This window comes from Acinetobacter sp. CIP A162, assembly GCF_000367905.1.
GTDB classification, from domain to species: domain Bacteria; phylum Pseudomonadota; class Gammaproteobacteria; order Pseudomonadales; family Moraxellaceae; genus Acinetobacter; species Acinetobacter lwoffii.
The window spans coordinates 5,568-18,988 of the sequence record NZ_KB849157.1 but is presented as its reverse complement, the minus strand read 5'-3'; the positions used below and the strand labels follow the sequence as shown (position 1 = coordinate 18,988).

General features: G+C 43.9%; 5 protein-coding genes. 1 reads left to right on the top strand and 4 read right to left on the bottom strand.

The genetic code is table 11. The features are described from left to right. Window positions 1-93 precede the first annotated feature (93 nt). Window positions 94-711: a CAP domain-containing protein gene (locus F995_RS00340; protein WP_004644818.1), complete on the top strand. Its 618-nt coding sequence runs from the start codon at window positions 94-96 to the stop codon at window positions 709-711. Window positions 712-837: 126 nt separating this feature from the next. Here the strand turns inward: F995_RS00340 and F995_RS00335 are convergent, their stop codons facing one another. From F995_RS00335 to F995_RS00320, 4 genes are all read right to left on the bottom strand, one after another. Next, window positions 838-2,277: an HlyD family type I secretion periplasmic adaptor subunit gene (locus F995_RS00335; RefSeq protein ID WP_004644817.1), complete on the bottom strand. Its 1,440-nt coding sequence runs from the start codon at window positions 2,275-2,277 to the stop codon at window positions 838-840. Next, on the bottom strand, window positions 2,274-3,356 hold the full coding sequence (locus F995_RS00330) for an ATP-binding cassette domain-containing protein (RefSeq protein ID WP_004644816.1): 1,083 nt from the start codon (window positions 3,354-3,356) through the stop codon (window positions 2,274-2,276). The genes F995_RS00335 and F995_RS00330 overlap by 4 nt, the downstream gene beginning before the upstream one ends. After that, window positions 3,298-4,146, bottom strand: a complete 849-nt coding sequence (locus F995_RS00325; protein WP_004644815.1) for a TolC family protein — start codon at window positions 4,144-4,146, stop codon at window positions 3,298-3,300. Before F995_RS00325 ends, F995_RS00330 begins: the two co-directional genes overlap by 59 nt. Window positions 4,147-4,364: 218 nt before the next feature. Beyond that, window positions 4,365-13,418, bottom strand: coding sequence for a DUF5801 repeats-in-toxin domain-containing protein (locus tag F995_RS00320; RefSeq protein WP_155756710.1), 9,054 nt, complete (start codon window positions 13,416-13,418; stop codon window positions 4,365-4,367). Between the last annotated feature and the right edge of the window lie 3 nt (window positions 13,419-13,421).

The window sequence follows — 13,421 nt, the reverse complement described above, 5'->3', positions numbered from 1 at the left end:
CAAAATGGGTAACTTTCTCTTTTTCAAGAGTTATGTCCGATCAAGTCTGAACTAATACATCTGATGAATAAAAAAATTTGCTAGAGGTGCACTATGAAAAATATTGCTTATCATTCTTTTATATGCAGTCTATACTTTTTACTACATGGATGTTCAAATTCACAACCACAACAGCCTTTGCAGCATCAATCAAATAAAACCATTGCAAAATCAACAACGATACCCACTCAAAAAAATCCTCAACAGACTTTAGCCTCTTTTGACAAAATCTCTTGTGATGACATTAAAAATCCACAATATCAGCAAGCCGTTTTAAATGCCATTAACGTGATTCGGCATCAACCGCAACAATGTGGAAAAATAGCTTACTCGGCTACCCACTCGCTAAAATGGAATAATCAATTACAAACAAGTTCAACTGCACATGCGCTGGATATTTCGCAACGTCAGATTTTAAGTCATGTCGGTCGAAGTGGTGAAAATCTGAGAGCTCGTATTAAAAAAACAGGATACAAAGGTGGTGGTGGGGAAAATTTAGCAACAGGTCAAAGCAACCTAAAACAAGTTTTAGAAAATTGGCTGGCGCTCAGTCCTGGACATTGCGATAACTTAATGAAACCCCAATTTAAAGATTATGCGATTACCTGCGTTCGAAATGATGTAACTCATCGAACGTATTGGGTGCAACATTTTGGCACTGGAAAAAACTAAAAATGAATTTAGATTTTTTATCTGCTTCAATAAAATGTAAATTTCGCGCGTTTAAAATTTACTTTATAAATCAAAAATCCCTCTTTTCAAAAGAGGGATTTTAAGAGATTTCGGTTTTTATTCGACTTAACGTTCGGTTAAGGCATTATTTTTCGCTTTAAGAATTGGTTTAAGCAGATAAGAAAGAATAGTTTTCTTCCCTGTCATAATATCCAATTGAACGGTCATGCCGGGAATCACGGATAATCCTTTACCAAACGTTGGTTTATCAGTCACTGCACGGACGATATAAAACATATTGCCTTTTTCATCGGTAAATGTGTCTGGGCTAATATGTTTTACTTTCGCATTCATTCCGCCATAGATTGAAAAATCATAGGCCGTAAATTTAATCACCGCAGGCAAATCTGGTCGTACAAAAGCAATATCTTTCGGAGACACTTTTGCTTCAACAATCAATTGTCCATCTAAAGGTACTATTTCCGCGACTTGATCGCTTGGTTTCACAACCCCACCAATGGTATTAAAGAAAATTTTCTGCACGATACCATTGGTCGGTGAACGAATATCGGTGGTTTTCACTCGGTCTGCTACGCCTGAAATACTTTCTTTTAAACTCACTAGCTGAGCTTGCGCTTCTGCCAGTTCATTGCGCCATTGATTTTTTAAACTCACCGCAGCCTCAGAAGTGCGTGATTGCGCTTCCCCAATAGATGCCTGCGTAGCTCTTAAATTCGCTGCCGCCTGCTTACGTTCACCATCGGCATTCGATACGTCACGTTCAAGGCGCAAAATATCCATTTCCGACACCGCACCAGTCTTTAACAAAGGTCGTGTGGTATTGAGTTCACGCACTGCAAGTTGATAGGCTCTTTCAGCTTGTCCGAGTGCAGCTTGAGCACGTTGCGATTCCTGTTGACGAGTCGAAACCGTACCTTGATTGGTCATCGTTCTTTGGCTCAGTTCGCGCAAACTTTCCGCATAATACTGGCTTTCTTGCGCCATAATGTTTGCAGCTGCATCAGGTGAAACCCCCGCAGGGACACTGCCTGAGGTATAGCCCGAGCCATTTAATTGTGCACTTAAACGTCTAACTTTGGTTTGCAAGGCAAAAATCTTGGCATTAACTTCATTCAAATTTGAGGTGAACCGTGTCGGGTCAATACGAATCAATAGATCGCCTTTTTTGACGTGCTCACCTTCCTGCACATACACCTTTTCAACCACGCCACCATCAACCGATTGAATCACTTGCATCTGTTGAGATGGAATCACTTTTCCTTCACCACGAGTAATTTCATCGACTTTAGCAAAACCTGCCCAAATAATTAAACAGATAAACAACACTACAATCACATAAAGAATGACTCTTGCCTGAATTGGCTTTTGTGATTGAGTTACTTCTTGTACCTGACTTTTCCAGTCATTTGTATCAGCAGGTTGATATTTTTTAAATAAATTTAAACGCCCTAGCACTGGACTCAGAACTTTTTCTGATTGTTCAATACTTTTACCTACGCCCCCAAACATCTTCTCTCTTTGGGTTTTATTGTGTTCTGTGCTCATGATACAGCTCCTGCAACTTTAGCTTGTTGGGGAAACATGGCTTTCATTACACTTTCCTTATCACCATCAGCAATAATCTTTCCATCTTCTAAAATAATAATTCGATCAACCAATGTAAGTAATGCAGGTTTATGTGTGACCAAAATTAAAGTATGTTGAGCTGTCATATAATGTTTTAGATGATGAATCACATGATTCTCAAGGGGAGTATCCATCGCACTGGTCGGTTCATCAAAAACCAAAATTTTAGCATTCTGGGCAATTGCACGTGCCACGGCAACCGCCTGCCGCTGTCCGCCAGATAATTTATGACCACCCTCACCCACTTGTAATGACAAACCATCTTCATGTGCTTTTAGAATCTGGCTTAAACCAGAAACAACCAAACTTTGTTCCAAAGCAACACGGCTAGCATGTGGATTACCTAAGACAATATTTGATAATACTGTACCGTTCAGCAATTGTATGTCCTGGGGAATATAACCAATCTGGCTACGTAATTCTGCTGGATCAATCTGACTAATATTGGTTTGATCAATAAATACTGACCCTTCAGTCGGCTTATAGAGCGACAATAGTATCTTTTCAATTGAGCTTTTACCTGAGCCTACTTTTCCTAGAATCGCCACTTTTTCTCCTGCTCGAATAGAGAAAGAGATATTATTTAAAGCAGAATGTGATTCATTTGGATAACATAAGCTGACATTTTTAAATTCGATATGTCCTATAAGATGTGGATGACTCACCCAACCTTTTAGATTCTCTCGTTCCTGTTCAGCGTCAACAGTTTGATTCAGCATATTTAAGGCACTGGATGCCTGATAATATTGGGTTAATAAACCTGCAATTTGTGCAATTGGAGCCAAGGCACGAGTTGATAATAAATAACAGGCAATCAGTGCACCTTGGGTCAACTTTCCATCTACAATAAGATAAACTCCAACCAGGATAATTACAACGCCTGCTGTTTGTTGTACCCATCCAGCAAAATTACCAACAGTGCCACCAATAAAACGTAATTTAGAAGAATACTGTAAATGAAAGTTTTGGGTACATATTGGCTTTAAACTCTTGCGCACTCGCACGTGCATATTGCATTTCGCTTAACGCCGCTTTTAGGCTGTTGTTATTGTTATAAGCAGAAGCAATCACTTCTTGTGCACTGTTCGGAAGTGCTGCATTAATACTTACTGGCGAAAGATTATTACTTGGCTCAACCCCAACAATTCGTGCAAAACGTGCAGATACATCATTTAAATTGGCTTGTTCTGTCATCAAGTTGGTTTGAGCAAGCGATAAACGACCTGAAATTTGTGACAAATCTGCTTTATTGCCTACACCTTGGTTGGTCCGTTGTAATACTTGATTATAAACGCGCTGGTGATTGGCAAAATTTCCTTCTGCAAATCTAACCAATTCACGATAACGCTGTACATCTAAATACGCTTGAGTCGCTTCAAGTGCTTTTTGTTCAATACCTGCATTCAAGTCATAATAACGTTTTAACGCAGCATAATCGCCTTGTTCAACTTTGCTTTTAATACGAAAACCATCGAACAACACTTGCGTTAACGCAATTTCTGCCTGACCTTGATTGAACCAACCACGATCGCCATCGAATTCACGATTGCCTTTGCCATAGGCTGCGTTCAAATCTAACGATGGTAAATAGCCAGCACGTGCTTGTTTTTGATTTGCTGTTGCTTCAAGGAAGCTAAACCATTGAGTTTGTACTTCTGGATTATTTTCAATCGCAGTTTTGGTCACCGAAGTCAAATCGGCTGCCGAGGCAGTATTCAACATAACCGCACTGAATAAACCAGCCAGTACGGTTATTTTATTGAGCGCAGAAGCGTTACGTTTAATCACATGTTTCCCCTGTATTTTACTTCGTAATTATTACCTATTTGGCTTGTTGCTTTTAAATGAACAAGCCGTTGTCAATTTTTTTGATCTTGGCAACCGTCCAGTGATGACAAAATTCGTTTCCTCTTTTTGTTTACTCGCTGATCGGCTGCCTGATTAATCACTGAACTAAACCACAAAGAACGTTCAGCCATTAATCAGATCAAACCCTTTTCAGTTCGTTAAACAATCAGTTGATTATTAGTAATCATGTCATTGAGGCTAGCCCATGTATTGTTTTCAATCACAATCGTGACAGTATTCGCACCATTGCCGACTACTAAGTTTGTGTCTGTACCTGATGTGAAATCAATATAATTGGACAGAGTACCTGCCTCACCATCCCAACCCAGTTGATCCAGCAACCCACTCACATCAACCACATCATCAGCTTGAACAAAGTCTTTGATGACATCTGTACTATTGTCATTATCACCTGTACCCCAGACAAACAAGTCTGCGCCTGTGCCACCAAACAGAAGGTCATTGCCTATGCCACCATGCAGAATGTCATTAGCAGCATCACCATACAGATAGTCATTACCAGCACCACCCAACAGAATGTCTTTGTCATTGCCACCATGCAGCTCGTCATTGCCTAAACCACCGACTAGACTATCCTCACCGTCAGCACCAAAAATGATGTCATTACCTGCATCAGCATTGATATAGTCATTGCTGCTTGAACCTGTGAGGTCATCATTACCTGCTGTCGGAGTGGCTGGCGAACCAGAACTGGTATCTGTAATTATTGCAGTAGTGCCTATCACATTCAGATTAAAGTTCTGCACACCAAACAAACCACTGGTATCAATAATCGCACCTGTATCTACATCCACTTCATAAGTTTGTGCATTAACAGTAATCGGATCAAGTCCAGATGTTGGCGTGTGCAAGATTTGCAGTGTATCCAGCTCTGATTGGGTCAAGCCCTCAATGGTATGCGTACCTGCATTGTAAGTAATCCGTGATGGATTAATCATGGCATTGTTGGCGAGGAATACCGCATTAGCCCCATCTTGAATGCCAGTAAATATCAACCGTGTCAACTCACGATTGCCATCAGGCGCACCAACCACAATCAATGCAGGGTCTTCCATCCCTATATTCAAGTTGAGGGACACTGGTTTGCCAACGTTACTGAAGCTATAAGTTGGCGCAAGCGCGAAGATACCATCCGCAACTGGTGTCACGATAAGGTTAAATGGGAAATCTGTGACATTGGCTGGTAAACTCGCTTCACCACTCACAAGCGAGAACTTGACACTACTCAATGTTCCACTCCAGTACGCAGGTGGCTTAATGCTGATGTACGGCGGTAAATCATTGCCAGAAACAGGAATTAACCACGTACCATCACCTGCATTAGTTGCCAAGGTTGCCGAATTCTGATTTGCCCCGTAGTACACCAAGAAACCATTTGGCAAATTCTGAATCAATGCAGAATATAGATTTTCATTCACATCCGCAGGCATTAAGGTTTTGGTGATTGCCAACTGAATACTACCAACTGCCATCGCACCTGAACCATCATGTTCATTATTAGTCGCCACGATGCTAATGTCTGGTGGGGTATTCACCTTGTTCACCGTCAGCGTCGTCGTACCATCAGAGAGTAACTCTAAATTACTGCCATTCTCTTGGTTAATCGTCCACGCCTTCAGGTTAAAGCTACCGCTTTCATATTCAGCAGCATCATCAATCACATATTGCAGATTGACCAATGTATCTGGCGTAGCACCTGTAATGTAGTAATACGTGCCAGATGGTAGGCCAGCAGGGTCAGTAACCGTAGATAAAGGCGTACCATTGGTATATTGCAACTCACCAGCAATCACCGCACTTGTACCAGCACTCAATTGGAAGTAGACAGTGCCATCTACAATATCCCAGTCACCTGCTTCATCGGCTTCATTCGATACAGTGATACTGATTGGGATAGTACCGCCCTCATTGGTGGTCGCTGTTTGAGTAACGGTCAAGGTAGCTGGGTCAGTCACAGGCGTGATGATCACAATGCCTGCATCATCATCAGCACCCGCTACATCAACAGGATTATCATTATCATAATCCGTAGCACCACCAACACGATCACCACGCCCGACACCACTGCTATTGAACACCGCAGAAACATCGATAGGTACAGTGCTATTCAGATTATTGATGTTACCATTCGCATGTTCTGCGGTATGCACTCTGATGTCGTCCAAGATACCTTGCAATGTCGACTGTGCATTGGCATCAGTGACAGTTGTCGTCACAATCCACAAGGTCACGACCTGTTCTTGTGGCGTACCTGCATTTTCAATCACTGTAATTGGACCACTAATGCCTGCACCTGTGAATGTAGTGTCATCCCCTGGATAAGTGCGTATGGTCACGGTCAGGTCGTAGCTGGCTGGGCTACTCGCTCCTTGGTCAAAGGTGACAGACTCAAGTTGCACTGCTTTAGACAGAGCGAAACCAGCTCCATCACCATCAGCGTCATTGTAATCATCTTCCAATACTGTTGGATTAAGCGGACTTAAATCAAGGGTTGGCAATATCACTGTGGTACCGCCACCAGTCACCGTGCGGATATTCACAGTCACTGTGTCAGTAGCGATACCTGTGCTGACATCTGGATTGGACTCCACTGCATTCTTATCCTGTGTATACACAGTCATGTAAATGTCCCGACCATCCACATCAAGAATCGGTCTATTCACAGTAAACGTCACGTCTTTGCTTATCACACCTGTAAAGCCATCTGTCGCACTGATCTGCCATTGACCACCGCCTAGGAAAGTTGCGCCATTTACCGTTACGCCATCAGGCACACCAGCAATCACAATACGCGTAATATGCTCACCTGCACCACCTGCATAGTCATGGTCACGTTCATTGGAACCGCTGGTGTTTAACGCATCATGTGAATCGGTATCAATGGCTTTGGTAATATCCAAATGAACAGTGACGGTATTACTGATGGCTAAGTCTAATTCATAGCCAGAGTGACCAGCGTGAGCGTCAAAATAAGCCGTTCCCCCAGTGCCAGTGATGGGAGGTGTATCATCGACAAACTCAACGGTATCAGTGACTGGACGGAAATGTAGCGTGTGGGTAATGCTATTGAAATTACCTGCGACCCAGTCTGAGCCTAGGATTGGAGGCACAGTGGTGACACCTGCCGTGGTAGGGCCTGTGTAAGTCGGTCCTGTTGTACCGTCGCTGGAAGTATCACGGACGATATAATCCATATTGAGATTAATGTCTCCGCTATAGTTAGCAGGACTACGCACATATAAACTACCCAAGTTCGCATAGGCGATATAGTAGTAACCACCTACTGCCATCAGTGCGTTCATTCCACCCGCATCGCTATACAAAATCAGATTTCGAGCCGTAACATCTGATTCTAAGATGCGTACCGCATAGATTTGTTCATTGACGTTATCGCCATTTTGAATGACTGTCGACAGGTCAATCCGACCTATATTTCCACCGATTTCATCTTCCCAGACATCAGATTGCAGATTCAACGTAGCTTCTGGTGATGGCGTGACATGGAATTCAGCGAATTGCGGTGGGCCAAACTTGGTGGCTCTACCATCGTTTTCTGTGACCACAGGTTCTACGGTAAAGTTTTCCGTACCACTAAAGTTCACAGGTGTTTTGATTTGTGTGGTCACAATCTGTGCTGGAGTCAGCACCCAAACACGCGCATCGCCTGAACCACCCAAGGTGGTGATTGGATTGCCTGTTGCTGCATCTACTAAACTAAAGCCTTCAGGTAAATTGGTAATACGCAGCGTCAATGTTTCTGAATTGACTGACGGATTCAATGGGTTTGTTTCGCCGACCGTCGCAGCTGTAATAAAGTTGCTCAGATCAATCACATTTGGATCACCATTGGCAGCAGCACTATTAATGCCCCCATTATGCTCATCCAAATTATTTTCCACCCACGTTTGACCACCCACAATGGTTACCAACGGTGCATCAGGCACACCAATAACGGAGATAGCGATGGTTTGTGTCGATGTCACTGGATTGGTCTGGGTATATGTTCCCGCATTCGGCCCACCTGAAATCGTGATCGTATCTACGGATACGGCTTCAACGGTTAAATTGATATCCAAACCATTGGTATTACTGTCTTTAGGTGGGGTGAAGATCGGGTTAATGGTGCCTTGTGGCAAGCCATGCAATTCTAAGGTGTATAGACCACCACCTTGATCAACCAATTTATCGCCACCATTGATCCAAGTGCTATTATTTAATGTATAATAGACATGACCATTAAATTCGATTTTACTGCCTTCTGGAATGCCTTGAATTCGGATATTAAAGGTTTCGCTACCATCGAGATCAGTGGTTTGTGTACGAATGGTCAATGCTCTTGAGGTATCTTCGTCCATCACCTCACGAATTCTGACCCGCAAGGTCACAGCATCTGCAACAGGCTCAAGCAATATATCTTTCAGCCAAGCTACGCCAGAGTCTTGTATCACTTCCGCATTGGTTTCTTCATCGTAGTCTTTGGTACGTGCTTGTACTTTGATAAACACTTCACCTGAAAAACCCTCTGGCCCTTTGAATTCAACTGAATCTAAGAACTGTATGGCAACTTCACTAGCAAATGCTGTGCTGCCGCTATGTCTAAACTCTCCAGCAATTGGATTAAGTCCTGTAATGATCCCACCTGCATCACGCACCACTTCATAGGCAGTGAGCACTGCAAAAGTATTTTCTTTATTGCCATTTGCACCGCCTGAACCCACACCATCTTCATTACGCCAAGGTGCTTTAAAGTCGAAACCAACGGTATTTAGTGCAAACCATGTATCTTCAAAACCATTTGTTACATAGCTAAAGTTGCCATTCATGCTTAAGTCAGGTGTAAGACCACCATTGGCAGCATTGATATCGGTATTCATCGCAGTCCAATTGGCTGGGTTGTCTGCTGCTGTGGCATAGTAATCAGTCGTTGAACCTGTAATCGTGGCATTGCCTGTCAGCGCTAAAGCTTCAGCGGTTGGGGTCACTGTGATGCGGATACCAATGTTTCTGGTTGCAGTATCTGAAACAAGGCTAGCGTTAACTGTATTGGTATCGGTCGAATTAATAGAAACCTGAAAGTCAGCAGCTGGCAAGTCTTTACTGCTATGTGCTGGCGGTTGAATCATGAAGCTATCTAATACTACTTCACGTTGCGCCCTAGTTAAAGAGTTGTCAAACGTAATAGTATAGATACCCGTTAGACCATCACCTGTCGTTGACCAGCCACTACTAGGTGCTGGTGCAATGACTTTCCAGTCTGTAGGTACGGTAAATGACACGCTATTGATACGTTCATCACCTGTGCCTGTATCGGTCACTCTCACATGCTGCAAGAAAGCGACTGCGGTATCTTCTGCTGTTGATACATTCCCAGCGGCAACGTCGCCTGCAACTGGAGTAACACGCAGATTCAGCACCACCGTGTTGTTATTAACCAGTGGGTCAGCATCATGCGTATCTGCTTCGGGTACACCCAATGTCGCTGGATTTGCAGGTGCGAATACGAGTGGTGTGCCTGAATTATTATCATGATCGTGATAATAACCATCGGCATCATAATCTTGAGCGTTAATGGTAAGAATAATATTATTCAAATCACCACTAAAGTTGCCTGCCGCACCAATCCTGATATTCGGGAAGCTACCTATTCCGCCTGTTTGTCCAGCACCACCTGCGTTGTCATTGACCGTGACGCTAGCACCGTTTACCAATGTTGAACCATTGACAACAATATTTTGTCCAGTGGTATTGGTGATAGTGATCGAGCGGATTTCGGTATCATCTAAATCGGCAAATTGCGCGCTAAGAATATCTTTTACATTAAACCTTGTTTCTTCTTTAATGGTCACAGTGGCAGCGGTATTACCCCCTGCACCACCGTATGTGACGGCATCCACGTTGATAGGCAGAGCTGCAGCAGTATTAAATATCAACTGCGCATCGTCTGTTACTGCTTCTACAGAGACAAAGATATTTTGGGTAGCTGTATTACCATTTGTGCCGTTATCTGGTGTAGACACAATCAGACCACTATCATTCACTTCGTACTCGGTCACACTCACATTGACATTAAAGTTCTCATGACGATGTAATGCTGGACTCACCGTAATGGCTTCATATTCAGCAATCGTGAGGTAGTTAATATTCGCTGCACCACTTGGCACACCAGCATGATGGTAGCTGGTAGAAGGCGTTGTGCTACCACTGCTATCCACGATCACCACAGTAAAGACACTACCATTTGCAACTGTTGGTATCAGTGCTGTTGCACCATTCAACAACTCCGTTCCAGTTACTGCACCAGCACCCGACAGTGTCAGTGTGATTGCGCCTAACCGCTCTGGATGATCGCCTGTTGTAGCACCATTTTGATCGGTTGGATCGGTAATCACAGGGGCTTTCAAGCCCAACAGCACATCGGTATCTTCGAGCGTATACACAAAGTGCGGATGCGTGGCGTTTGTTTCACCGTCATGTGCAATTGTAGGCACATCATTGGTAATTGGGCGTACTGTCACATCAACCGTATAAGTTTTAGGCCCTTGATCGGTGGTGGTGGTGTAAGCAAAATTATCTACACCGCTAAAATCTGGATCTGGATAGTAGGTAATCTGACCATTCGTTTCGACTACTGCATAACCATTTTCAGTTCTATAGGCATCCACAGTCTGTGCTACACCATTCACATATACTGTTACACCAGTTTCAAGTGTCGCTGCTGTACCTGCTGACGCACCTTGCATATCAACAAACGTATTGCTACTTGTGGCATCCGCGTTGGTATTAAAGGTGTTGCTATCAGGCGCACCATGACCAAAACCACCATCATTCGTTAAATCTTCATTAACAATTAATACCTTAGGATCTGGCACAGGTGGTTCATCATCCAGCACGATGACACTAAAGTTACCGATCGTGGTATCGCCATCACCATCAATAATCTGAAGATCATTAAATGGTAATGTCAAATCGCTCACATTCAAGTGGGTTAATGGCCCTTGCAACGTGAATACATAAGTGACAGCCCCATTTGCCGCAACAGCCAATGTCACCGTGAATGCAGGATTACCATTATTCAATGCCGTTAGGGTATGTCCATCAGGTGAAATACTTGCAGTCAAATTCGGATTGGAATTACTATCCGCCCATGCTTCCAGCGCAGTTTGAGTGGCGATAGTAAACCGAACATCGCGCGATGTTGCTGCACCTGTATCCATCCCAAAATTAACGTTAAGTGAGCCATTAACTGTCAATGCAGGCGCGTTAGGGCTGCTACCTAGAGGTAAATCTGCTTCATCCACTGTAGGTGCAGGACTTGCACTGATAAATGCAGGACCATCATCTAGGAAGGTAAAACGACTACCGACGTCTACTTGCGTTTGAACGTTATCGCCATCTTTATCAGTTGCAACCGCTCTGACAAACAATGCACCATTTACTAACCCCACAGGTTCGTTATGCGAGGCACCAGTCGTTGGATGCACCACCGCACGAGATTGAGTTAAGGTCATGGCATCACCAGTCAAGCTCATACGGAAGGCTTCTGCACCACTTGAATTGCCCACATGTCCAACAACATCATTGCCTACTTTGTAAAGTAGAATCGCCTGACCAGTTGCAGTATCCACCAAACCACTGTTTACACCATCACTCGCAATCTGCAAGCTGTACACCAGAGGATTGGTGGTTGCCGCACCATCTGCACGATAATTTGGAGTAAACACGTTTGTTACAAAGTCAACGTCTGTGGCTGAAACCGTAGCGTTACTTTGCAGTACAGTTTCATCCACTTGCACAGTGCCCAATACACCAGGATTCGAGCTGATTGTTGGGGCGTCGTCTAGGAAGCCAATTCTATTACCTATATTAAGACTGGCGGAATTTTGGTCGCCGTCTTTATCAGTAGCGGTAGCCGTTAATATCACTGTATCGTTGGTTAAATTAATCAATTCATTCGGATTACTCGCATCTGGATGCTGTAATGCACGAACCTGATCTAGGGTCACTGCACCTGTACTCGAGTCGACAGTGATATTAAATGCAATTGCACCTGATGAATTAGCCACACCACCACTGCCTACGCGCCCTACCACACCACCAAATTCCGAATACAGCCAAATCGCTTGACCTGTCGCAATATCAACCACACCGCTATTCGCACCCTCACTTAATACGCTTAGGCTATAAGCGGTAGTGCCTGCATTATCTGCACCGTAGTTCACAGTAAACGCCGTCGAGAAGTTTTCGGTATCATTGCCAGATAAGGTGGTTTCATCAACCAGCAGATTCGTGGTCGTTGCTACAACTGCAACGGTTGGCGCATCATCACGGAAGCCAACTTTATCACCCAAACTAATGCTTGCAGTGGCACTATCACCGTCTTTGTCGGTCACAGTAGCCGTCAATGTCACTGCATTCGTCGTTAAGTTAATGAGTTCATTCGGTTGTGCTGAATTTGGATGCTCTAATGCGCGGACTTGGTCTAGTGTCACTGCACCTGATGTGGCATTAACATGGATATTAAACGCAACTGCACCACCTGTATCTGCCACACCACCACTACCAACACGTCCTACGACACTGCCTGATTCTAGGAACAGATAAACACTTTCACCTGTGGCAATATCAACTACGCCACTCGGCACACCATCACCTAATACGCCTAAGCTATAAACGGTAGTGCCTGAACCATCTGCACGATAATTCGTATTAAATGCTGTGGAGAAGTTTTGGGTGTGGTCAGTTGCCAAGGTTGTTTCATCAACCTCCAGAGTAACCACAACACCTGTCGGTGTAATCGTTGGCGCATCATCTCGGAAACCCACTTTATCACCCAAGCTAATACTTGCAGAAGCAGTATCACCATCTCTGTCGGTAACAGTTGCAGTCAAACTCACTGCACTAGTAGTTAAGTTAATGAGTTCATTCGGTTGTGCTGAATTTGGATGCTCTAATGCGCGGACTTGGTCTAGTGTCACTGCACCTGTTGCTGCATTCACACTGATATTAAATGCAGTTGCACCACCTGCGTCTGCCACACCACCACTACCAACACGTCCTACGACACTGCCTGATTCTAGGAACAGATAGACACCTTGACCAGTGGCAACATCAACTACACCACTCGGTACACCAGCACCTGATATGCCCAAGCTATAAACAGTAGTTCCCGCACCATCTGCACGATAATTCACATT